Source organism: Clostridium sp. Marseille-P299 (genome assembly GCF_900078195.1).
Lineage (GTDB): Bacteria > Bacillota > Clostridia > Lachnospirales > Lachnospiraceae > Lachnoclostridium.
This window is the reverse complement of sequence record NZ_FJVE01000007.1, coordinates 2533857-2558402: the sequence shown is the minus strand read 5'-3', so window position 1 is coordinate 2558402 and position 24546 is coordinate 2533857. Positions and strand designations below refer to the sequence as shown.

The following is a 24546-nucleotide window of genomic DNA, read 5'->3' as shown; positions in this document are numbered from 1 at the left end:
TAGAGATTTTTACCGAGACTACTGAAAAGCTCATTCTTTATTTAAAGTAGCGCTTGTTTTAAGCAATTCATTATTTAAAGTGGCGCCTGTTTTAAAGCGATTTATCATTTAAAGTAGCACTTGTTAAAGAGGCTTATTATTTAGAGTGATTTTTTCAGTTGTTTCGGAATCTCTACGCATTACACAATAGGATTGTTATAACAATTCGTTGTTCAATAAAAGGAGATATGAATATGTACAAAAGTTTTTCTATGGAACTTGCGGGCAGAACACTTACTGTTGATGTAGGTCGTGTAGCTGCTCAAGCAAATGGTGCGGCATTTATGCACTATGGTGATACAGTAGTTTTATCAACTGCAACAGCTTCAGAAAAGCCAAGAGAAGGAATCGATTTCTTCCCTCTAAGCGTAGAATATGAAGAAAAATTATATGCTGTTGGTAAGATTCCAGGAGGATTTAACAAAAGAGAAGGTAAGGCAAGTGAAAATGCAATCTTAACTTCTCGTGTTATTGACCGTCCAATGCGTCCATTATTCCCTAAGGATTATAGAAATGATGTTACTTTAAATAACTTAGTAATGTCAGTAGACCCAGATTGCTCACCTGAAATTACTGCAATGTTAGGATCTGCAATCGCAGTTGCTATTTCTGATATTCCATTTGATGGACCAACAGCTTCTACTCAAGTTGGTTTAATTGATGGTAAATTTGTATTTAATCCAACCGCAGCACAAAAAGCTGTATCTGATATGGCATTAACCGTTGCTTCCACAAAGGATAAAGTTATCATGATTGAAGCAGGTGCTAATGAAGTACCAGAAGATCAAATGATTGAAGCAATCTATGCAGCACATGAAGTAAATCAAGAAGTAATTAAGTTTATTGATCAGATTGTTGCTGAATGTGGTAAAGAAAAACATGAATATATTAGCTGTGAAGTTCCAGCAGATATGTTTGAAGCAATGAAAGAAATTGTTACACCAGAACAGATGGAAGAAGCTGTATTTACAGACGTAAAACAAGTACGTGAAGAAAACATCCGTCAAATTAAAGATAAGTTAGAAGAAGCTTTTACAGAAAGCAATCCAGATTGGGTACCTTTCATCGATGAAGCTGTTTATAACTATCAAAAGAAGACGGTACGTAAGATGATTTTAAAGGATCATAAACGTCCAGATGGTAGAGCAATTACTCAAATTCGTCCATTAGCAGCTGAGATTGATATTTTACCAAGAGTACATGGTTCAGGTATGTTTACTCGTGGACAAACTCAGATTTTAACAGTAACTACATTAGCTCCATTATCGGATGCACAAAGAATTGATGGACTTGATGAAGCAGAAACTTCAAAACGTTATATGCATCATTATAACTTCCCATCCTATTCCGTTGGTGAAACAAAGCCATCCCGTGGACCAGGACGTCGTGAAATTGGACATGGTGCTTTGGCTGAAAAAGCATTGGTTCCTGTTTTACCAAGTGAAGCAGAATTCCCATATGCAATTCGTACAGTTTCTGAAACAATGGAATCCAATGGTTCAACATCTCAAGCTAGTATTTGTGCTTCCACATTATCATTAATGGCTGCAGGTGTTCCAATTAAGAAGCAAGTAGCAGGTATTTCTTGTGGTTTAGTTACTGGTGATTCTGATGATGATTATATCGTATTAACAGACATTCAAGGACTTGAAGATTTCTTTGGCGATATGGACTTTAAAGTAGCGGGTACTCATGATGGTATTACAGCAATTCAGATGGATATTAAGATTCACGGATTAACAAGACCAATCATTGAAGAAGCAATTAGAAGAACAAAAGAAGCAAGAGAATATATCTTAAATGATATTATGACTCCTGTAATAGCAGAACCAAGAAAAGAAGTTGGTAAGTATGCTCCAAAGATCATTCAAATTCAAATAGATCCTGCTAAGATTGGTGATGTAGTTGGTCAAAGAGGTAAGACAATCAATGCAATCATCGAACAAACAGGCGTTAAGATTGATATTTCTGATGAAGGTGCAGTTTCTGTTTGTGGAACAGATCAAGCAGGTATGGATAAAGCAATTAAGATGATTCAAACGATTGTAACTGATTTCGAAGAAGGTCAGGTTTTCGAAGGAAAAGTTATTAGTATTAAAGAGTTTGGAGCTTTTGTTGAATTTGCACCAGGTAAAGAAGGTATGGTTCATATTTCAAAGATTAGCAAAGAAAGAATCAATCACGTAGAAGATGTTTTAACTCTTGGAGATGTGGTAAAAGTTGTTTGCCTTGGTAAAGATAAAATGGGCAGAGTTAGCTTTAGCATCAAAGATTATAAAGAAGAAAATTAATAATATCTAGATTTAAGATAGAGTTGTCTCACAGATTAACATCTTTGTGAGGCAACTTTATTTCATATTAGAATAAAGTATAATAATAGCCATATATTAGCATAATACAAATGTAACATACTTAAAAGGAGAGTGTATTTATGTTTGACAAGTTGGCTATTATTATTGCGATTGTAGCAATAATCTTACTGTTTATATTAGGGACGTTGTTGTATTTAGTTCGAATCAAGAAAATCCATTTTCATATGTATGGAAAGAGAAGAGGGAACAACGTTAAAGGTCCTAAATTACCCAAAGCATTAAAGGGGAAGTTAGATAAAAGAAGTACTAGAGATTTAAGTTCAACAAAAGAAGGTAAAGAAGCACAAGAGGGCTCTAATTATTTGAAAAAAGAGAATAGCGGGAATAGTCGCTTAGATGGCGCTAGAGTATCTCATCGAAGAGAGCATCCAGATCGACTTGCACAAGAAGCATACTATGAAGAGATTAAAAAACAGGAAGAAGATAAAAGACTTCGTAAAATAGAATTTGAACGAAAACATAAATTACAACTTGTTTATAGTCCTTGTAGTGGAGATGTAGAACAAGTTGCGCAGTCCATTGAGGATACAAAAGAATCAGGACTTTATAATCCTGGTGTAATGATTAAGTTGACAGATGATAAGATTGTTTCTCCAGTCAATGGAGTGATTAAAGAAATATCAGAAGAGAGCCATCAAATTACCTTTGAATCAAACAATGGTCTTGTTGTTGTGTTAAAAACAGAACCAAGTGCCTGTGATTCATCGTCTGATTATTGGACGCAAATTATAAATCATGGAAAAGAGGTAAAGGTTGGAGATCTTTTATTTAAAGTAAACAAAGACATTATCATGGATGAAATGAGTCCATTTACAGTTTCTGTCATTATAGATAATTATAAAACAAATCAACTTGTTTTAGTTCGAAGAGAGAATTATGTATCCATTGGGGATAAATTAATTACGATGAAAGAAAACCCAATATAATGAGATTCACGTTGTTTTTTTTGAATTAGCGTGATAAACTACTAATGTTAATAAGAGGATAAGATACAAGATTATGTATCTCTAAATAAAGAGGTGGATATGGCGGAAGTTACACGATTATCAAATGGTATAAAAATAGCACTAGAGCATTTACCGTATCTTAGAACCGTATCTTTTGGAGTATGGGTTCGTATAGGTTCAGCAGGAGAAACAAAAAGTAATAATGGAATATCACATATGATTGAGCATATGCTTTTTAAAGGAACTCATAATAGAAGCGCAAAGGAAATCGCGGATTTAACTTCTAGCATAGGTGATGATGTAAATGCGTTTACTAGTAAAGAAGTAACTTGTTATTATGGATCAACAGTTACGGAATTCTTGCCAACCTTAATTGATTTAATCGCAGATATGTTGCAGGAATCTAGTTTTAATGAAAATGATATTCGTAAAGAAAAACGTGTTATTTGTGATGAAATAGATATGTATGAAGATTCTCCAGAAGATCTTGTACATGAATTATTACAACAAAGAATTTTTAAAGACCAGTCACTTGGTTATATAATATCTGGAAATAAAACTGTGGTGCGAAACTTTACAAAACAACAGTTATTATCCTTTATGAAACTTCATTATACAGCAGATAATATGATAATCTCAGTTGCTGGAAATTTTGATAAGAATGATTTAATTAAATTACTAGAAGAAAAATTTAAAAATATACCAAGAGGATCAAAAAAAGCAAGTAATGTTGCGAATGCGATTAAAAAGCAGCAGGAGATACGCTTAGAACCTTATCAGGCGAAATATGAGCATATGAATGCAAAGAATCAGGTGTTGTATCATAATTGCTTTTGTACCAAACATAAGGAAATTGAGCAATTACATATAAATCTTGCATTTCCTGCAATTTCAATACATTCATCGAAGAATGATATATTTTCAATTTTTAATTCCATACTTGGTGGAAGCAATAATTCCAGGCTATTTCAAAAAATAAGAGAGGACTTAGGCCTTGCGTATTCTATTTATTCGTATGGAAGTTCATTTGATATGGCAGGTTTATTTCATATCGATATAACAATAAATCCATCGCAAGCAGATGCAGTGCTTGGTGCAGTGGATGAAGTTTTAAAAGATATACGTGACCATGGAATTACAAAAGAGGAATTAGAAACCCATAAAGCGCAAGTGATAACAGAATTTATCATGAGCAGTGAAAGTGCTAAATCAAGAATGAATAGCAATGCCAAGAGCCTGATGATTCGTGGACGTATTCGAACACTGGATGAGGCATTAGAGGGGCTTAAGAAAGTTACACTAGAGGATATCAATTTGTTTGCAAAGCAAATTTTAGATATGGAAAAACTAAGTATTTGTTTAGTTGGTCCGAAAACAGGAAATAGTTTTACACGTATAAAGAAGAAGTGGTTACAGATGAAGGAGGATAAGTTATGAGTAAATATCAAGTAAATACCATGTGTGTACAAGAAGGTTATCAACCAAAGAATGGGGAAGCAAGAGTATTACCGATCTATCAGAGTACTACATATAAATATGATTCAAGTGAGACTGTTGGAAAATTATTTGACTTAGAGGAAGAAGGATTTTTCTATTCAAGATTGGCAAATCCTACCATTGATTTTGTTGAGAAAAAGATTGCAGCACTTGAAGGTGGTGTGGCAGCAATGTGTACCTCTTCTGGGCAAGCAGCTCTATTCTTAGCTGTTATTAATATTTGTAGTGCAGGAGATCATATTGTTTCTTCTTCAGCTATTTATGGAGGTTCTACGAATTTATTCGCTGTAACTTTAAAGCGTCTTGGTATTGATGTAACTTTTGTCTCTCCTGATAGTACAAGTGAAGAATTACAAGCAGCGTGTAAAGAAAATACAAAGCTTTACTTTGCAGAAACAGTTGCTAACCCTTCTCTTGTAGTCATTGATCTTGAAAAGTGGGCGAATGTTGCCCATAAAAATGGTGTTCCATTATTTATTGATAATACATTTGCAACTCCAATTAATTGCAGACCTTTTGAATTTGGTGCAGATATTGTAGTTCATTCCACTTCAAAATATATGGATGGTCATGCAGTAGCACTTGGTGGTGTAATCGTTGACAGTGGTAAATTTAATTGGAATAATGGTAAGTTTTTAGGATTAACAACACCAGACGAATCCTATCATGGTATTGTTTATACAGAACAATTTAAGGAAGCAGCTTATATATGTAAAGCTAGAGTTCAACTTATGAGAGATCTTGGCTCAATTCCTTCACCAAATAACGCATTTTTATTAAATTTAGGACTTGAAACTCTTCATCTTCGCGTAAAACGTCATTGTGAAAATGCATTAGCCGTAGCGAAATATCTTGAAAATCACGAAAAGATTTCTTGGGTAAATTATCCTGGGTTAGAGAGTAACAAATACTATGACTTAGCAAACAAATACATGCCAAATGGTACAAGTGGAGTTGTTTCTTTTGGTGTAAAAGGTGGAAGAGAAGCAGCTATGAAATTTATGGATAGTTTAAAATTAGCTGCAATTGTTGTACACGTAGCAGATGCTAGAACAAGTGTACTTCATCCTGCAAGTACTACACATAGACAGCTTACTGATGAGCAATTAATTGAGGCAGGTGTTTCAGCTGACTTAGTACGTATGAGTATTGGTATTGAAGATGAGAGAGATATTATTGCAGATATTGAGCAAGCATTAGCACTTATTTAATCTTTATCATCATAGAAATGGAAATTTAATAATAAAGGATGTACATAAATTCATTAAGTTTGAAAGAGTATTTTTAAAGTTTTAAAATACTTTTTCAAGTAAAATGATTAGATATGTTACATCCTTTTTCAAGTAAAATGATTAGATATGTTACATCCTTTTTTAAATAAAATAATTAAATATGTTACATCTTTTTATTATATAAAAGACGTACATCTACTAAAGCAAAAAAGATAGACTATATTTAAACGCAATATTATAATTAAACTCTATATTATAATATATAACTAGAAGTAGAATACAAATTGGAATTTACGGAGGAATGAATATGAGAATAATTGAAGTGAAAGAAAGAACTTCATTACTAATAGAACAGCTATTGGAAGTGTGGGAAAACTCTGTAAAGGCGACATATCTGTTTTTATCAGATAAAGAAATAGAAAATATTAAGGAATATGTCCCACAAGCGTTAAAAGAGATATCTCATTTGATTGTTGCGGAGAACGAAAGTAAGTTTCCTATTGCGTTTATGGGATTGGAAGAACAAAAACTTGAAATGTTATTTATTTCGCCTGAAGAAAGAGGGAAAGGTTTAGGAAAACAGTTGATTCGATATGGTATTGAAAATTATTTCATCAATGAGTTGACTGTTAATGAGCAAAATCCACTTGCAAAAGGCTTTTATGAACACATGGGCTTTCAAGTTTATAAAAGAACTGATAAGGACGAGCAAGGAAATCCTTATCCACTTTTATACATGAAATTAAATTGAATACTTTTAGTTTATGTTATTTCACTACTGATATGGTAAAAAAATTATAGGCTAATAAAACAAAGCCTTCCTAACATATAAGAAATTATAGAAAGATAATCATAAATTTAAGCTTTGTTTTGTATAAAAAAGACTGGTATTCGCATAATAACAAGGTGTTACTAAAGTAATGGAGTCGTAAGAATTGCTTTAGTATAAAAGTTCATGTAAGAAAGGATACTAGCTTATGGAATACTTAAAAAATATACTAGGACAAGATAGCATAACGGATGAAAATCAAATAAAAAATATAAGCCATGAATCAGTGAATAATAAAGTGATGAATGGGAACGTTCAGACAGATATAAATGATAAACAAAACGAGAATAAAAATGATAATACGAATGAGAACACCCAGGAAGGGGATCAGAAATCAGAACAAGAAATAAGTGAAAACGCAAGAGGTAACAATAATCAAAGAATCAACAAGAAAAATGATCCAAAGGGCGGAAACCAAGAAGCAAAGGCTGAAAAAGAAAAGCGACAAGATGAAAAGATTTCTGAATATGGGCAAGTAACCTTAGATAATAATGAGAAAAGTCATAAGTTACATTTGTTATCCATTATTGGTGAAATTGAAGGACATGAATGTTTATCTCAAAATACGAAAACCACAAAATATGAGCATGTACTACCTCAGCTAGCAGCGATTGAGGATAGTACAGAAATCGATGGTCTGTTGATACTAATAAATACAGTAGGTGGCGATGTTGAGAGTGGTTTAGCCATTGCAGAAATGATTTCTTCATTAACCAAGCCAACCGTTTCTTTGGTACTTGGAGGTGGCCATTCCATCGGTGTACCATTAGCGGTTTCAACAACTTACTCATTTATTGTACCAAGTGGCACTATGATTATACATCCAGTTCGTATGAGTGGTACAGTAATAGGTGCACAACAAACCTATGATTATTTTAAATTGATTCAAGATAGAATTGTTGGTTTCATTGAGGCTCATAGTAATACGAGTAAAGAACGTCTTGAAGAGATGATGATGAAGACTGGGATACTTACAAAGGATTTGGGCACTATTTTAGTTGGCGAAAAGGCAGTGGAAGAGGGGCTTATTAACGAGGTTGGTGGTATTAAAGAAGCAATGCAAAAGCTTCATTCACTAATTGATGAGAAAAAGTAATTAACTTAAGTTACGATGGGGCGGTCGCAAATAGCTATTATATTTGTGACCGCCTTGTACTATAAGTAATATTGAGTTATTTTAAATATATTTAGCATGATTTCTTCCATGAAATTATACATATGAAATTTGTGAAATACTTTGACTTACTGGCAATTTACTTGCGATATTCCATTAATTATGATAAAATAGTCGCTAGAATAAAAATAAAGTAAAAAGAAAGAGAAAGGTTTCAGGGTCTCTAATCTGGGAGGAAAATATGGAGTTAAGTTTAATCGAAATCTTGAAGATTATTGTACTAGGTATTGTTGAAGGTATCACAGAGTGGCTCCCAATCAGTAGTACCGGGCATATGCTACTTGTAGATGAGATTATGCCATTGCAAGTAAGTAAAGATTTCATGAATATGTTCTTAGTATTGATACAGCTAGGGGCAATTTTAGCGGTTGTTGTTATTTATTTTCGTAAATTGTGGCCATTTTCAAAAAAAGAGCCATATTTTATTAAAAAAGATACGTTTAATTTATGGTTAAAGATTGCAGTTGCATGTATACCAGCGATTATTATTGGTCTACCATTTGATGATATCATTGAAGAGAAGTTTTATAATCCTGCGACAATTGCAACTACATTAATTATCTATGGTATTGCCTTTATCGTAATAGAAAAACGCAATGTAGGTTCAAAGCCTAAAGTAACTGAACTTTCGCAAATTACATATCCGATTGCATTATTTATAGGTGCGTTTCAGGTATTAGCTATCATTCCAGGAACTTCTAGGTCTGGTGCAACCATAGTTGCTGCATTATTACTTGGTACATCAAGATATGTTGCTACAGAATTTACATTTTTCTTAGCAATTCCAGCAATGTTTGGTGCTAGCTTACTTAAGCTTGTGAAATTTGGCTTTAATTTTACTTCCTATGAAGTATTTGTGCTACTCCTAGGAATGGCAGTTGCTTTTATTGTGTCGATTCTTGCGATTAAATTCTTAATTGGTTATATTAAAAACAATGATTTTAAGGTATTTGGATATTACAGAATTGTGCTCGGATGCCTTATAATAGCCTATTTCTTACTTGCAAGATAAATTAAGAGAAGGTATAATATTCTAGAGGGTGTCTCTTAGGTTTAGCTGACACAATGGCACATTAAATGTGTCACTTAAACCTTAGAGACACTCTCTATTTACGTAAAAAGGAGGAGGAATTATGGCTGCAAAGCAGACAAAAAGTCGTTCATCAAATAGCACCGGTCAAAAAGGAACAAAGAATAAAAAAAGTACAAGTGCTAAGCAGACAGTACAAACTACAAAGAAAAAACGTTCCTCTAACGAAAGATCGAAAAACAATGAAAAACTTATTAGGGAAGAACAAGAAACGTTAATCGATGAAGTTATATTAGTAATCACCTTACTTGTTTCTTTACTTTTAATTTTAAGTTATATAAATCTATGCGGTCCGATTGGAAACGGTATTAATTTCGTAGTGTTTGGGTTATTTGGAATACTGGCGTACATATTTCCATTTGCATTATTTTTTATGGTAGCTTTTTCATTATCAAATCGTGGTAATAGGATTGCTAAACAGAAGTTATATAGTGGCATAGCACTTTTATTTATTATTTCTTCTATGATCCAATTATTTAGTGGTTATGATAAAGAAGTAAATTGGCTTTCTTATTTTGAAATAAGCGCCAATCATAAAACTGGTGGAGGGTTAATTGGCGGAACACTGGTTAAGATATTTTGCCCTTTATTTGGAACCATAGCGACTGCAGTAATATTAATTGCGTTATTTGTTATCTGTTTTATGCTTATTACAGGAAAGGCATTACTATCCTATCTAGCGAAATTAGGAAGTGAGTCCATAGAATATCACAGGGAACAACGAGCCCTTAGAGAACAAGAAGAATATGATATGGACGAAGAGGATGAATATTATGAGCGTAGACGTCCAAGAGTTGTTACTTTGCAAAAACATGGAAAGCAATTCGAGGAAGAAGATGAAGATGAGATAGAGGATGATGAAGAAGAGAGCAGACCAATTAGTTTTCTTGAGCGATTGAAACAAAAAGGCAAGGAGACCCACAAGAGCTCTGTTGGAGATGATTCATTCGCTTCTTTTAATGAGGAACAGACTATGAGTTACGACATGAAAGAAGTAACTGATGGAAGTGATTCGGAGTTTTCAATTACGGGTAACTATATTCCTTCTGATTCAATGATAAGTGAAGTGAATGCAATTTATGAGGATGAATTACATAGAAAGTTTGGATCAAAAAGCGAATCTCATGATGATAATATAAAGGATAACATACAAGGCAACATAGCTAATAATGTTCAAAGCATGGATGTTAATACAGCAGTTTTTGAAACGGAAGGTAGAAATATAGACGAGGGATCGTTTGTGAATGAGTTTGAAGATACTTCTTTTGATAAGGTACATCAAAGTGAAGCAACTTTAAATAAAGAAAAAGACATGAAGGCAAATGAGCCTATGGAATCACATAGTGCCCCTGCTAAGAATCGTTCAACAAAACAGGGGGAAGCATCGTCTGAGGAAACTCTAACCATCAATCAAGTGATGGAAGAGCAAAAGAAATATGAGTTTCCACCATTAAATCTCTTGGCAATGCCAAAGAACGGTCAAAAGGGAATGACTGATAAAGATTTAAAAGAAACGGCGATGAAGCTTCAAAAAACCTTAGAAAGTTTTGGGGTAAGAGTTACGATTACGAACATAAGCTGTGGACCAGCAGTAACTAGATATGAGTTACAGCCTGAACAAGGAGTAAAAGTTAGTAAAATCACAGGTTTAGCAGATGATATTAAATTAAATCTAGCGGCGGCAGATGTCAGAATTGAAGCACCTATCCCAGGTAAGGCAGCAGTTGGTATTGAAGTACCAAATAAAGAAAATACTGCTGTAATGTTACGTGAATTATTAGATACTAAGGAATTTAAGAATCATTCTTCTGATATTGCGTTTGCAGTTGGAAAAGATATCGGTGGACAAGCTGTAGTTACCGACATTGCTAAGATGCCTCACTTATTAATTGCGGGAGCTACCGGTTCTGGTAAATCTGTTTGTATTAATACTTTAATTATGAGTATTTTATATAAAGCAAATCCAGCGGATGTTCGTATGATTATGGTGGATCCTAAGGTTGTAGAATTAAGCGTATATAATGGAATTCCACACTTATTAATTCCAGTTGTTACAGATCCAAAGAAAGCCAGTGCAGCGCTTAATTGGGCAGTTATGGAGATGACAGAGCGATATAAGAAGTTTGCAGATTTAGGTGTTCGTGATTTAAAGGGCTATAATGAAAGAGTTGCAGAAATCAAAGAATTAAATGATCCAAAATATCAAAAATTACCTCAGATTATTATTATTGTAGACGAGTTAGCGGATCTTATGATGGTAGCGCCAGGAGAAGTAGAAGATGCAATTTGTCGTTTGGCACAAATGGCGCGTGCAGCGGGATTACATTTAATTATAGCGACACAACGTCCATCGGTAAACGTTATTACAGGGCTTATTAAAGCGAATGTACCTTCTAGAATTGCGTTTTCTGTATCTTCTGCAATTGATTCTAGAACAATTATTGATGGTTCAGGAGCAGAAAAACTTCTTGGAAAGGGTGATATGTTATTCTTTCCATCAGGTTATCCAAAACCTGTTCGTGTTCAAGGCGCATTTGTATCTGATAAAGAAGTATCAGCAGTTGTTGACTTCTTAAAAGAGCAAAATATAAATGTTTCATACAGTGAAGATGTCACAAATCAAATTACAAGTGTGCAATCTTCCATTGAATCTGGAGCGAGCGGCAGTTCAAGTGATCGAGATGAGTATTTTATAGAAGCCGGTAAGTTTATTATAGAAAAGGACAAAGCATCCATTGGTATGCTTCAAAGAGTTTATAAGATAGGCTTTAATCGTGCGGCTAGAATCATGGATCAACTTTCAGAAGCTGGTGTTGTTGGACCAGAAGAAGGCACAAAACCAAGAAAAGTTTTAATGTCGTTAGAAGAATTTGAGCAATATATTGATGAGTATGTGTAATAGCATAAAAAAGAGGGGCTGTTTGTATAACAGTCCCTTTTCTAAAACTATTGGAATGTATTTAAAATGAAATGTATGATTGGTTGAAAATATAGAACAATAGAGATAAGTATAGAAGTGTGCAAAGAGCGTGCGAAAGAAGGGATTACGATGGAGAAAACAAATCAAGGGTTATTAATTATCAATGAATTTTTAAATGCAGATAAATTTTCAGAACAAAGTAAGTGGTTAATGGAAGCTGCAAAGGAAAGTCAAATATCACTTCTAATTAAAACGAATGCAGAAATCTTAGTTCATTTAGAGACTGGTGATTTTAAAGAAAATTATAAGAAATATTATGGAGATTTACCGGATTTTATATTATTTTGGGACAAGGATATCCGTTTGGCAATGTATTTTGAAGCATTAGGATTTCCAGTATTTAATTCTGCAAAAGCGATAGCAAACTGTGATGATAAATCCATGACACATCTATTACTAACTAAAGAAGGAATACCTATGCCAAAAACGATTCTAGCACCAATGACATTTGCCAATATAGGATTTAATAATGTTAAGTTTTTAGAACAAGTAAAGCAAAAACTCACATTTCCTATCGTAGTAAAAGAGTGTTTTGGTTCTTTTGGGGCTCAAGTATATCTAGCAAAGGATGATAAGGAGTTACATGACATTGTCTTGAGCGTTGGTGCAAAGCCTATGTTATTTCAAGAGTATATCAAGGTAAGTGAAGGAAAAGATATTCGCTTGCAAGTAGTTGGAAATAAAGTAATTACCGCTATGTATCGTTATTCTACAAACGGAGATTTTCGCGCAAATATAAGCAATGGCGGCAGTATGAAACCTTATGAACCAAATGAAATAGAAGTCAAATTAGCATTAAGGTGTTGTGAAATATTAGGTCTTAATTTTGCAGGAGTTGACATACTGTTTGGGGAGAATGAAAAACGATTGGTATGCGAGGTTAATTCCAATGCACATTTTAAAAATATTTTTGACTGTACGGGTGTAAATACAGCCAATGCAATTATTGAGTATATTAAAGAAAAGATTTATAAATAATGGTTATAAGTAAAGTTTAACATTAAAATGAATAAAAAATATAATTAAAAATATGAAAACAACGTTATTAACAGCAGGAGGGTATTTTATATGCTACATGGATGGCTAATCTATAGTAAAGAGGATAGTATAAAAAATGAATGGTTAATTAATGAATATATCAGAGAAGGTAAAGAGTTAGGGATATCTATCGAATTATTACTCACTGATTCTTTAGAATTTGGAGTAAAAGACAATACTTGGTTCGTTCAATACAAAGATCAAGAAATGAATCTTCCGGATTTTGCAATTGTAAGGACAATCTACCCTTTATTAAATCGTCAGTTGGAAATGATGGGGGTTTCAACCTATAACAATTCAAAAGTAGCTGAAATATGCAATGATAAAGCAAAAACATATCAGTATGTCGCACAACTTAAAATACCAATGGTAGATACTAGATTTTGCAGAAAACATGAATTAGTCAAAAGGATTTCAAAATTAGAAGACAAATCAGTTGTAAAATCGGTTTCAGGACATGGTGGAAGTGAAGTTTTTTTAGTTGAGAATCAAACCTATGACAAAGAGATTACGGATATCGATTCAAACTTTGTAATACAACCACTTGTTGGTAGTAAACACCAAGACTTACGTGTCTACGTGTTAGGAGATGAAATTTTAGCATGTGTTCTTAGAACTGCAAAAGAAGGTTTTAAATCAAATTTTTCTTTGGGTGGTGATGTGTGTTTATATGAATTATCAAAAGAGGAAGAAGAAGTAGTAAAACGTATTATAAGTATGTTTGATTTCGGATTGGTTGGTATTGATTTTATAGTTGCAGATGATAATACTCTGCTATTTAATGAAATCGAGGATGTTGTAGGTGCTAGAATGTTATATCAATGTAAGGATATAAATTTAGCGAAAATGTACCTTGAATTTATAAAACTCAAGGAAATGAAAAAGATGTAAACTTTTTTAAATATATTGTTGAAATATGTAAAAATTAGTGATAAACTTATCCTTAATAGGACAAATGACCTAGAAGGGATTGATTTTATGGGAAATATGGCAGATGTTCAAAGGATTCTTAAAGAATTTGATGGTTACATTGGTTTTGATATTTGTTGTACTAGCATGTATCAGAAATTAAAATTGAATCTGTTATTAGAAGCATATGAAATTTATCGCGATCACTTGAACATCATAGATTTTGTTGATTTGTGTACTCAACTGGGACGAATACATGCGAATTTAGGCTATGAGCAGTTAGCATTTGATTATTTTTTTCATGCTCTTGAGTTAGTAAAGCAAACAAACAATAATGAAAAATTAGCCATAATATACAGCTATATAGGTTATACATATCAACGACTAGGGGCAAGTAGGGATGCGCTTTTGTATTTTCATAAAGAAAGAACATGTTATTTTATGATTAACATTGATAATGAAAATCTTTTAGAGCGCGTTTTTCTCCTTAATATTAATATTGGTCTTGCTTACTGTGCAATTCAAAATTATGAAATGGCAAGAACTTATATTAAAATTATTGGGGAAAGGCGTTTTTTTGATTTTACATATAGATATCGAATATTGATAAATTCGTTAAGACTTAAAACCTCATTTGGTATTGTGGACCTTGATCGAATAACATATTATACAAAACAACTTTTAAATGAGATAAACCTAAGTAATCATAGAGAATGTTTTTTTGAATTTTATGAAATCTTTCAATTACAATTAAAAAATAAAAATAAAAAAGCTTTGTCTCATTTACTTGACGCTATGATAGAAATTGCTAAGGATTTAAATTATGACAATTATTCCTTTACAGCACTTTCTGCCAAATTAGAGTATTATAAGTATAAAAAAGATTCTACAAAATACTTAGACGCTCTCAAGGAGTTTTTAGAACATACAAAACAAAAAGAAGAGTTGGTAAAAGAGCTGAAACAAGTGCGTTTGTTAAAGAGGAATGAGGTTCTTCGCATTGAGCAGGAAAATAAATATTTAAAGAAGAGACTTGCATCTTTAAAAGAACGCTCAGAGCAAGATGAGTTAACAAAGCTGCCAAATCGTTACCGCTTAAAATCTTATGTGAATGAAAAGTTTTTAAATGCGATGAAGCTTTCACTAAACTTTGGTATTGATATAATAGATGTTGATTTTTTCAAGCAATACAATGATAATTTTGGACATCTAAATGGTGACAAATGCTTGGTTCAAATAGCAGAGACCTTGCGTAGTGTTGCCAAAAATCATTTTGTAGCACGTTATGGAGGAGATGAATTTTTTATAATATTTATTAATCAGTCCACAGATGAGATTAAGAAAATTGCGAATGAAATTCAAGAAATCATTTCAAAACTAAATATAAAACAGGCTGAGGGTCTACCTTATGATCGAATAACCGTAAGTCATGGTATATTCCAAATGATACCAAAGAATGGATCTAATTTTGATGATTTTATAAAGAAAGCAGACATGGCACTTAGTAAAGGAAAAAACAAGTCACGCAAGGCAGTTTTTTTTGGAGAGATTAGCGATACGAAGGAGAGTGCTTTGTGATGTATGAAAATCTAGATATATATTCCTTTATTGATATTGTGAAGAATGAAGCTTTGCAAAATAATCAAATCTGTCTAAAAAGTTATACTGAGATATTAGAAAAGATAAAACATGAGAAATGCAACGAGGAGTTAATTAAAGAATGTATTGAATTATGTGATATTGCAATGGAGTTTGATGAGATTGATTGCACACAGCATATGTTAAATTACCTCCTTACATGTATTTCTAAGATGAATATAGACGATTTAATGATTGCATATATGCGTGCTCGGATAAAATTTTGTGAAAAGATCAAGAACGAAGAAGAATTAATTCCTCTATATGAAAAATATTATGAATTAATGAATGAAAAATATAAAGAGTTATCGGATATTAAAATTGCAAATATAAATACACAACTTCAATATTTAAAAGGTGTTAAAGAGCAAAAACAATTGTTGCAGGAAGAGCAAAGATTAAAAAAGCAATCCGAGCATGATGAATTAACTGAACTACCGAATCGTTATGCACTAAATGAGTATAGTAAAAAATATTTTAAGAAAGCCTATGATGAACAGAAAAATTTTGGAGTCATTATTGTTGATGTAGATCATTTTAAACAATATAATGATAACTATGGGCATTTAGATGGTGATAAGCGTTTAAAAATTATTGCACAGATTATCCAAAAATGTTGTAATGGCCAGTTTTGTGCACGATTTGGGGGAGATGAATTTTTTATTATAACATTTGATATAAGTGAAGAAGAGATGTATAAAATTGCTCACTCAATTAAAGAATCGGCTATGATGCTTGGGGAACTTGTGGAGAATGAGACTCAAAACAGTGTATTTACGGTTAGCCAAGGATATGTAGTTGGAATTCCAAATAAGAATCATACATTTATTGATTTTTGGCACGCAGCGGATGTTGCTTTGTTTAAAGGCAAGAGAGATGGTAAAAATAATATTTCATTAGGTGAAATCATATAAACCAACGTAACATAGGATGAATCAAGACGTAAAATAGCATAATTACAGAGTTAAGTACCAATAATTACATGAGAAAAAGAAAAAATTATGTGTTATAATATCATCTGTTCCAATAATAATGTACTTGATGATAAGGTGGTAAGATACTAGAGCACCTAATAGGGTTAGGTTAAGTACTATCGATGAAAAATAGCATGCTAATAGTTACATCAGAAAAATATAACAGGGCTGTCATAAAAGAGAATAAACTCTATTTTTGACAGTCCCATTTGTATATCTAAGGAACGAATCTAATCATTTTTACGTTTGACAATGATATCATAAACTGTTATATTTTAGTATAGTTATGATTCAACATAAATAGAAATTGTACTATTTTTAGTAGGATAAGATTACATAAAGAATCTTCATAGAACTGGAATTAGAATTATTTAATAAGTGTGTGCTTCCTTTGTGGAGCGCTTTTTATTTCAAAAGAATATACCGATATTTTAATATAATTTAAAACAGGGTTGCATGTGTTAGGAGTGTGAGTATGCTAAAATCTCTATATAACAACCAAAAAAGATTACCGGAGTTGGTAGCAGAACAAATCAAAGAATTAATAGTACAAGGCGAATTAAAAGCTGGAGAAAAACTACCCAATGAATTTGAGATGGCAAATCAGTTGCAAGTTGGTAGGGGAACAATTCGTGAGGCAGTAAAAATCTTATGCTCACAAAATATTGTTGAAATACGAAGGGGTTGTGGGACCTTTGTGTGTGAACGTACTGGAATTATGGATGATCCACTTGGATTATGGATGATAGAAGATAAGAAAAAGCTTGCTCTTGATTTATGTGAAGTGCGATTAATGATAGAGCCAGAAATTGCGAGATTAGCTGCAGAGCGTGCGACAGACGAGGAAATCCTTCAATTAAGAGAAGCTGGAGCAAAAGTAGAAGAATGTATTCGTAAAGGAGTAGGGCATTCGGAAGCAGATATAGCATTCCATGAATTATTAGCAGAGTTAAGCAAGAATCAGGTGGTACCTAATTTAATACCAGTGATACAATCAGCGGTAATGTTATTTATTAAGATGACTGAATCAGTATTAAAAGAGGAGACGATACGTACCCATAATGCAATTGTTGAAGCCGTTGCAAATCGTGATGGTGCAAAAGCAAAGGAATCTATGCAAGTTCATTTACTATTAAATCGAGAAGAAATAAAAAAAGTGATAGGTCAATAGTAGAAAAGAGATTGTTGTTACAGTCTCTTTTTTTGCGTTCTAAGGAAAAAATTATTACTTTTGGCTAAAATTTTGGTTGACGAATCATATAGTTTCGTGATAATGTAGTAACAGACGTCAGACGTATTACGTAATACATGACATGACTAACAAGGAGTTATATAAATTCGTATATTTGAAAGGAATTATGTATGAAAAGTCAAGAATTACGCAAGATAGCACCAGAACTTGATCCATTACGTTTAGGTACGGGATGGACCGTAGAAGATTTATCAAAAACGCAAATTATTATTGAAAGTTCCTTTGGAGATAGCCATCCAGGAAGTGTTCATTTATTAGAGCTTGTGGATGAAGCAAGAAAGGGTGTTATGGAAGCAGGCGGCTATGGCGCTCGCTATTTTTGCACCGATATTTGCGATGGAGAAGCACAAGGTCATGATGGAATTAACTATTCATTAGTATCTAGAGATATGATGGCAAATATGATGGAAATTCATGCCAATGCAACTCCTTTTGATGGTGGTGTTTTCGTTGCTAGTTGTGATAAAAGTGTTCCTGCACATTTAATGGCAATTGGACGTATTAACATTCCATCCATTATGGTTACTGGTGGAGTTATGGATGCAGGTCCAGATTTGCTTACGCTAGAACAAATCGGTATGTATAATGCTATGTGCGAACGTGGTGAAATTTCAAAAGAAAAATTGGAATTTTACAAGCATAATGCTTGCCCATCTTGTGGAGCTTGCTCATTTATGGGAACAGCATCCACAATGCAAATTATGGCAGAAGCACTTGGTTTAATGTTACCTGGTAGTGCATTGCTTCCTGCTACTAGCAAAGACTTACGTGAATTTGCAAAGAAAGCTGGAGAGCAATCTGTTTGGTTAGCAAAAGAAAATTTAACTCCAAGAAAAATCGTAACAATGAAATCCTTTGAAAATGCAATTATGGTTCATGCAGCAATTTCAGGCTCTACGAATTCATTACTTCATATTCCGGCAATTGCTAGAGAGTTTGGAATTGATATTGATGCGGATACCTTTGACCGTTTACACAGAGGAGCACATTATTTATTAAACATTCGTCCAGCGGGACAATGGCCAGCACAATATTTTTATTATGCAGGTGGTGTACCAACCGTTATGGAAGAGATTAAAGACATGCTTCATTTGGATGTCATGACGGTAACAGGAAAAACTCTTGGTGAAAATTTAGAAGACTTAAAGAAAAATGGTTTTTACGATAAATGCCAAGCTTATTTAGATCGTTTAAATCTTAAAAAAGAAGATATTATTCGTCCGTTTGATCGTCCATTTGGTACGGATGGAAGTATTGCTATTTTACGTGGTAACTTAGCACCTGGCGGAGCTGTTGTTAAACATACAGTAGTTCCAAAAGAAATGTTTGAAGCTACCTTACGTGCAAGACCATTTGACTGTGAAGAAGATGCAATCAAGGCTGTTTTAACCCATGAAATTAAGCCTGGAGATGCAGTTATCATACGTTATGAAGGACCAAAGGGTAGTGGTATGCCAGAAATGTTTTACACTACAGAAGCCATTGCTTCAGACGCTACCTTAGGCGCATCTATTGCATTAATTACCGATGGTAGATTCTCTGGTGCATCCAAAGGACCAGCAATCGGACACGTTTCACCAGAAGCTGCAGAAGGTGGCCCTATAGCACTTATAGAAGAAGGCGACTTAATTGAAGTAAACATTCCAAATCGTGTTCTTCGCATTGTTGGAGTTGCAGGAGAGAAAAAAACAGAAGAAGAAATGGAAGCAATTTTAGCAGAAAGAAAATCTAAATGGCGTCCAAGAAAAAACAAATATCAACACGGCGTATTAAAAGTGTTTTCAGAGAGAGCAGTGTCCCCAATGAAGGGCGGATATATGGAATAGATCTTGTTTTTTAGGAGGTTTTTATGGAAGCTACATTTAGTGCATCCCCACAACTATTGACAATAGGAGCTTTAATTGGTTTTGCTGTCCTATTACTACTAATCATCAAATTTAAGGTACAGCCATTTTTAGCGATTATGTCCTCTGCATTACTCATTGGCCTTATCGTTCGTATGCCATACACTATGATTGTAGATACCATTACAAATGGTGTTGGATCTACCTTACAAACTATAGCAATCTTAGTATGTTTAGGTTCTATGTTTGGTGCAGTATTGCAGGCAACTGGTGGTGTAGAAGTAATTGCGGATACATTATTGAACCGTTTTGGTGAGAAAAATGCGCCATGGGCGTTGGGAATCACTGGTCTTATCGTTGGTATGCCTGTATTCTTTGAGTCAGGATTATTAATTTTAATTCCTGTTGCATTTGGTATTGCAAAGAAAACTGGACGTTCTATTTACCACTATGCAATTCCTTTATTAGCAGGTTTGGCAATTGGACATGCCTTTATCCCACCAACACCAGGTCCTGTATTAGTCGCTGAGATGTTAAATGTGGAGTTAAGTTATGTAATCATTCTTGGTATCATTATTGGTATTCCTGCGATGATTATTGCTGGTCCTGTATTTGGTAAATTTGCAGGAAATAAAATGTTTGTACCAGTACCAACTTCTTATGAAGAAAATGAAAAGAATAAGGCAGATAAAAATGGAAAGCGTCCAAGTTTTTTAGTAATCGTACTCGTAATATTATTACCATTATTCTTGATTATTTTAAATACAGTATCTTCTACAATTCCATTTTTAGCACCACTTAGTCCATTGTTAACGTTTTTAGGAACTCCAGTAATTGCGTTATTATTATCAACGATAATGGCCGTTTTATTTCTTGGATTACCTAGCGGTTATAAAATGGAAGAGCTAACACATATTATGACTAGCTCGTTACGTTCTGCTGGTAATATAATTTTATTAATTGCTGGTGGTGGTATGCTACGTTTTGTATTACAAAATTCAGGAATTGGTGAAGTGTTTGGAGATTTTGTAGGTGGGCTTCCATTGCCATTAGTAATCATCGCATTTTTAATTGCAGCAGCGGTAAGAATCTCTGTAGGATCCGCTACTGTATCTATGACGATGGCAGCAGGTATTGTAGCTTCCATGCCTGCAGTTGCTGGACTTAGTCAGTTACAGCTTGCTACGTTAACCATCGCAATAGCTGGTGGAGCAACTGCATTTAGCCATGTAAATGATGCCGGCTTTTGGTTAACTAAGTCTATGTTTGAAGTAGATGAAAAGACAAACTTAAAGACATGGACAGTGTTAGAAACTTTAGTTGGTGTAGTTGGTCTTGTTGGAGCGATTATCGTTTGGTTTATCGTTTCTTAGAATAGAAAACACTGATTGTGTAAAAAACAATATGAATTGTTAAAATAAAAATGAGGACTTACTCTGCAAAGCTGGGTAATCCTCATTTTTTAATTTTAATTTGTAATAAATAAAAGTATAACTGCTTTGTCCTATAAAAATAGGCTAAACTATCTTTTTAATAGCTGTATTAATTCACTTGGCTCATCGATAACAAAGTCAGCATGATGTGCCTCTAAAAATTCACGGCCACGAAATCCCCATGAAACTCCGACACATGGGATACCTGCATTTTTAGCAGTTTCAATATCAACATCAGAATCCCCGATGTAAATGCTATCCTCTATGGTAGAACCAAGTAGTTTCATTGCTTCAAGTACATGGTATGGATCTGGCTTTTTCGCATTCTCACTTGTACCGATGGATAAATTTATGAAGTCTTTAAAAAAGCGTTCATTTAATTCTTTTACGGCACTATCAAGTTTATTTGATACAATAGCCAGTCGATAGTTCGATTCTTTTAAATGTGTTAGTAATTCAGAAATTCCAGGGTAAAGACAAGTATTATCATACATATGCTTTGCATAGTGGTTACGGAATATAATAAGAGCTTCTTCTATCATTTCTGGAGTGCTGTTTGCAGGAAAAGATCTAGTAAGCAAGACTTTTACACCATTTCCAATGAAATTGCGTACTTCTGATAAAGTTCTTATTGGATAATTAAATTGCTCCAATGTATAATTTACACTATTTTTTAAATCTTCTAAGGTATCAAGTAAGGTACCATCTAAATCAAAGATAATTGTATTGTATTTCATTTTTTCCTCCAGTGAAAAGATAATGTATGAGTGCTACTTTTATTATATAGAATGGTGGTTAGAAATACAAGGTTGTGTAGGATTTGATATCAATTGAAGAAAAAAATGATAGTTTTGTGATAATGAAGAGATATGAAAGAATAGATAATGAAGAAATATGGAATAAAAGTTGTTAGGTTAGTATCATGGTAATAAAGAAATAAAAAGACAAGTTATTAGTTTCATTTATAATAAGCTGAAAAATATATAATAAGAATTGTACTTCATTTCTTGTATTTTTTTGTTATAATGGTGTTAATGAATAAAAACGTTCATTAACGTTAGGAGGAGATTCGTATGAAAACAGATATAGAAATCGCGCAAGCAGCGAAAATGAAGCACATTAGTGATGTAGCAAAACAACTTGAAATAAAAGAAGATGATTTGGAGTTTTACGGGAAATACAAAGCGAAATTGACCGATGAGTTATGGGAAAGTGTAAAAGATAGAGAAGATGGTAAATTAGTTTTAGTAACGGCGATTAATCCAACTCCTGCAGGAGAAGGAAAAACCACCACAACCGTAGGTCTTGGTCAAGCATTAGGTAAATTAAATAAAAAGGCAGTAATTGCTCTAAGAGAACCATCCTTAGGCCCATGCTTTGGTATTAAAGGGGGAGCTGCAGGTGGTGGTAATGCACAGGTGGTTCCTATGGAGGATTTAAATCTTCATTTTACAGGAGATTTTCATGCAATAACATCAGCGAATAACTTACTTGCTGCTATGCTAGACAATCATCTACATCAAGGGAATGCACTTTCAATTGATCCAAATCAGATTGTTTGGAAGCGTTGTGTGGATATGAATGATCGTGCCCTTAGAAATATTGTTGTTGGACTTGGTAGAAAAGCGGATGGTGTAGTTAGAGAAGATCATTTTATTATTACGGTAGCTTCTGAGATCATGGCAATTCTTTGTTTAGCAGAGAATATGGAAGACCTAAAGGAGAGACTTGGTAGAATTATTGTTGCGTATTCCTATGAAGGAAAGCCAATAACAGCAAAGGATTTAAATGCGGTTGGTTCAATGGCAGCACTTTTAAAGGATGCAGTTAAACCAAACTTAATTCAAACACTTGAAAATACACCAGCTATCATTCATGGTGGTCCATTTGCGAACATTGCCCATGGATGCAACAGTGTAAGGGCAACGAAAACAGCATTAAAATTAGCAGATGTGGTTGTTACAGAAGCTGGATTTGGTGCAGATTTAGGTGCGGAGAAATTCTTTGATATTAAGTGTCGTATCGCAAATTTAAAACCATCTGTAGTAGTATTAGTAGCAACGGTGCGTGCCTTAAAATATAATGGCGGTGTTCCTAAAACAGAACTTTCCACTGAAAATATAGAGGCATTACAAAAAGGTATTGTGAATTTAGAGAAACATATTGAAAATATTCAAAAATATAATGTCCCAGTAGTAGTGACTTTAAATAAATTTTCATCAGACACAGAGAAAGAACTCTCCTTTGTTAAGGAATTCTGTGAAAATAGAGGCTGTGAGTTTTCTCTTTCTGAAGTTTGGGAAAAAGGCGGAGAAGGCGGAATTGACTTAGCTAATAAAGTTTTAAAAACAATAGAAACGAAGGAAAGTAATTTCAAACCGTTATATAATAATGAATTGCCATTAAAGAAAAAGATTGAAACGGTTGCAAAAGAAATCTATGGTGCAGACGGTGTAAGCTTTGATGTTGCAGCTGAAAAGGAACTCGCAAAATTGGAATCTTTGGGATTTGGTAATTTACCTGTTTGTATGGCTAAAAATCAATATTCTTTATCAGACGATCCTACGAAACTAGGAAGACCAACTGGGTTTACAGTGAATATAAGAGAAGTATACGTATCAGCTGGCGCAGGCTTCGTTGTAGCAATAACAGGTAGTATAATGACTATGCCAGGACTTCCTAAAGTGCCAGCAGCAGAACGCATTGATGTGAATGAAGATGGTGAGATTATCGGTTTGTTCTAAATGTATTTAAATGAAATACGTAGGAAATGATAGCTTAAGTATAAATGTAAATTGAATAAACGGGGTTAACGGATAAAGCAAAATCTATAATAAAAAGTGAAACCTAATATAAAAAGTAAAAGTTAATGTAAGAAGTTAATTTAATAAAAATTTAAAGCTAATATAAAAAGTAAAAGCTAACATTAAGAAGTAAAAGCTAGTATAAAGAATTAAACTTAATAGAAGAAGTAAATTATAATATCAATTTTATATTAGCTTAATAAAGTCATAAGTTGCAGGTAGCCTGTTAAAAGGCTTCTCATGTTAGACTGTTTAACGTAATAAAACAGTTTATCACAACGGGGAGCCTATAAAAACAGCTACCATGCGACTTTTTTTATTTAGCAATAGTCATTTTAAGGTATCCCAATAATAGATTAATTTTACGCAACGTAGTAAAAGTAAGCATAAATGCATATCTGATTATTCATGTAAAAAGTATAATTGCCATATTGTTATAGAAATATGAAAATGATACAATGAAATTAGCTAAAAATTGGAAAATGAATAATTAA

At 33.4% G+C, this 24546-nt stretch carries 17 protein-coding genes; 16 read left to right on the top strand and 1 reads right to left on the bottom strand.

Annotated elements, in window-relative coordinates; all coding sequences use genetic code 11:
• Positions 1-233: 233 nt before the first annotated feature.
• The 15 genes from BN4220_RS19195 (at position 234) to BN4220_RS19125 (ending at position 21188) form a co-directional block, all read left to right on the top strand.
• Positions 234-2330, top strand: a complete 2097-nt coding sequence (locus tag BN4220_RS19195) for a polyribonucleotide nucleotidyltransferase (protein ID WP_066720536.1) — start codon at positions 234-236, stop codon at positions 2328-2330.
• A 140-nt stretch (positions 2331-2470) separates the two neighbouring features.
• Positions 2471-3337, top strand: a complete 867-nt coding sequence (locus tag BN4220_RS19190; protein ID WP_066720533.1) for a PTS glucose transporter subunit IIA — start codon at positions 2471-2473, stop codon at positions 3335-3337.
• A gap of 99 nt (positions 3338-3436) precedes the next feature.
• Positions 3437-4795: a M16 family metallopeptidase gene (locus BN4220_RS19185; protein ID WP_066720531.1), complete on the top strand. Its 1359-nt coding sequence runs from the start codon at positions 3437-3439 to the stop codon at positions 4793-4795.
• The gene (locus BN4220_RS19180; RefSeq protein ID WP_066720529.1) at positions 4792-6066 is read left to right on the top strand and encodes an O-acetylhomoserine aminocarboxypropyltransferase/cysteine synthase family protein; all 1275 of its coding nucleotides are present in this window, start codon (positions 4792-4794) and stop codon (positions 6064-6066) included. Before BN4220_RS19185 ends, BN4220_RS19180 begins: the two co-directional genes overlap by 4 nt.
• Before the next feature lie 328 nt (positions 6067-6394).
• Positions 6395-6838 carry a GNAT family N-acetyltransferase gene (locus tag BN4220_RS19175; RefSeq protein WP_066720526.1) on the top strand — a complete coding sequence of 148 codons (444 nt, stop codon included), beginning with the start codon at positions 6395-6397 and terminating at the stop codon, positions 6836-6838.
• Positions 6839-7373: 535 nt separating this feature from the next.
• Positions 7374-8012, top strand: a complete 639-nt coding sequence (locus BN4220_RS19170; protein WP_347477151.1) for a ClpP family protease — start codon at positions 7374-7376, stop codon at positions 8010-8012.
• Between the two features lie 259 nt (positions 8013-8271).
• Positions 8272-9102, top strand: a complete 831-nt coding sequence (locus BN4220_RS19165) for an undecaprenyl-diphosphate phosphatase (RefSeq protein WP_066720523.1) — start codon at positions 8272-8274, stop codon at positions 9100-9102.
• A gap of 121 nt (positions 9103-9223) precedes the next feature.
• A complete protein-coding gene (locus tag BN4220_RS19160) occupies positions 9224-12079 on the top strand; it encodes an FtsK/SpoIIIE family DNA translocase (protein ID WP_066720521.1) in 2856 nt (951 codons plus the stop codon).
• A gap of 150 nt (positions 12080-12229) precedes the next feature.
• On the top strand, positions 12230-13138 hold the full coding sequence (locus BN4220_RS19155) for an ATP-grasp domain-containing protein (protein ID WP_066720518.1): 909 nt from the start codon (positions 12230-12232) through the stop codon (positions 13136-13138).
• Between the two features lie 90 nt (positions 13139-13228).
• Positions 13229-14089, top strand: coding sequence for an ATP-grasp domain-containing protein (locus tag BN4220_RS19150; protein WP_066720514.1), 861 nt, complete (start codon positions 13229-13231; stop codon positions 14087-14089).
• An 87-nt stretch (positions 14090-14176) separates the two neighbouring features.
• Positions 14177-15685 carry a GGDEF domain-containing protein gene (locus BN4220_RS19145; protein ID WP_066720511.1) on the top strand — a complete coding sequence of 503 codons (1509 nt, stop codon included), beginning with the start codon at positions 14177-14179 and terminating at the stop codon, positions 15683-15685.
• Positions 15685-16659, top strand: a complete 975-nt coding sequence (locus BN4220_RS19140) for a GGDEF domain-containing protein (RefSeq protein ID WP_066720509.1) — start codon at positions 15685-15687, stop codon at positions 16657-16659. Before BN4220_RS19145 ends, BN4220_RS19140 begins: the two co-directional genes overlap by 1 nt.
• A gap of 535 nt (positions 16660-17194) precedes the next feature.
• Positions 17195-17890 (top strand): FadR/GntR family transcriptional regulator, encoded by a 696-nt coding sequence (locus BN4220_RS19135; RefSeq protein WP_066720506.1) that lies wholly within the window; start codon positions 17195-17197, stop codon positions 17888-17890.
• Positions 17891-18081: 191 nt separating this feature from the next.
• On the top strand, positions 18082-19797 hold the full coding sequence (gene ilvD / locus BN4220_RS19130; protein WP_066720504.1) for a dihydroxy-acid dehydratase: 1716 nt from the start codon (positions 18082-18084) through the stop codon (positions 19795-19797).
• Positions 19798-19820: 23 nt separating this feature from the next.
• Positions 19821-21188: a GntP family permease gene (locus tag BN4220_RS19125; RefSeq protein ID WP_066720502.1), complete on the top strand. Its 1368-nt coding sequence runs from the start codon at positions 19821-19823 to the stop codon at positions 21186-21188.
• A 149-nt stretch (positions 21189-21337) separates the two neighbouring features.
• On the opposite strand, the gene BN4220_RS19120 is transcribed toward BN4220_RS19125, so the two are convergent.
• Positions 21338-21985 carry an HAD family hydrolase gene (locus tag BN4220_RS19120; protein ID WP_066720499.1) on the bottom strand — a complete coding sequence of 216 codons (648 nt, stop codon included), beginning with the start codon at positions 21983-21985 and terminating at the stop codon, positions 21338-21340.
• Between the two features lie 336 nt (positions 21986-22321).
• On the opposite strand from BN4220_RS19120, the gene BN4220_RS19115 reads away from it, so the two are divergent.
• Positions 22322-23992 carry a formate--tetrahydrofolate ligase gene (locus BN4220_RS19115; RefSeq protein WP_066720496.1) on the top strand — a complete coding sequence of 557 codons (1671 nt, stop codon included), beginning with the start codon at positions 22322-22324 and terminating at the stop codon, positions 23990-23992.
• Positions 23993-24546: the final 554 nt, after the last annotated feature.

Excerpts from the sequence above, each read along its gene's own strand:
- BN4220_RS19195 (WP_066720536.1), top strand. The coding sequence starts at position 234 with ATGTACAAAAGTTTTTCTATGGAACTTGCGGGCAGAACACTTACTGTT.
- BN4220_RS19190 (WP_066720533.1), top strand. The coding sequence starts at position 2,471 with ATGTTTGACAAGTTGGCTATTATTATTGCGATTGTAGCAATAATCTTA.
- BN4220_RS19185 (WP_066720531.1), top strand. The coding sequence starts at position 3,437 with ATGGCGGAAGTTACACGATTATCAAATGGTATAAAAATAGCACTAGAG.
- BN4220_RS19180 (WP_066720529.1), top strand. The coding sequence starts at position 4,792 with ATGAGTAAATATCAAGTAAATACCATGTGTGTACAAGAAGGTTATCAA.
- BN4220_RS19175 (WP_066720526.1), top strand. The coding sequence starts at position 6,395 with ATGAGAATAATTGAAGTGAAAGAAAGAACTTCATTACTAATAGAACAG.
- BN4220_RS19165 (WP_066720523.1), top strand. The coding sequence starts at position 8,272 with ATGGAGTTAAGTTTAATCGAAATCTTGAAGATTATTGTACTAGGTATT.
- BN4220_RS19160 (WP_066720521.1), top strand. The coding sequence starts at position 9,224 with ATGGCTGCAAAGCAGACAAAAAGTCGTTCATCAAATAGCACCGGTCAA.
- BN4220_RS19155 (WP_066720518.1), top strand. The coding sequence starts at position 12,230 with ATGGAGAAAACAAATCAAGGGTTATTAATTATCAATGAATTTTTAAAT.
- BN4220_RS19150 (WP_066720514.1), top strand. The coding sequence starts at position 13,229 with ATGCTACATGGATGGCTAATCTATAGTAAAGAGGATAGTATAAAAAAT.
- BN4220_RS19145 (WP_066720511.1), top strand. The coding sequence starts at position 14,177 with ATGGGAAATATGGCAGATGTTCAAAGGATTCTTAAAGAATTTGATGGT.
- BN4220_RS19140 (WP_066720509.1), top strand. The coding sequence starts at position 15,685 with ATGTATGAAAATCTAGATATATATTCCTTTATTGATATTGTGAAGAAT.
- BN4220_RS19135 (WP_066720506.1), top strand. The coding sequence starts at position 17,195 with ATGCTAAAATCTCTATATAACAACCAAAAAAGATTACCGGAGTTGGTA.
- ilvD (WP_066720504.1), top strand. The coding sequence starts at position 18,082 with ATGAAAAGTCAAGAATTACGCAAGATAGCACCAGAACTTGATCCATTA.
- BN4220_RS19125 (WP_066720502.1), top strand. The coding sequence starts at position 19,821 with ATGGAAGCTACATTTAGTGCATCCCCACAACTATTGACAATAGGAGCT.
- BN4220_RS19120 (WP_066720499.1), bottom strand. The coding sequence starts at position 21,985 with ATGAAATACAATACAATTATCTTTGATTTAGATGGTACCTTACTTGAT.
- BN4220_RS19115 (WP_066720496.1), top strand. The coding sequence starts at position 22,322 with ATGAAAACAGATATAGAAATCGCGCAAGCAGCGAAAATGAAGCACATT.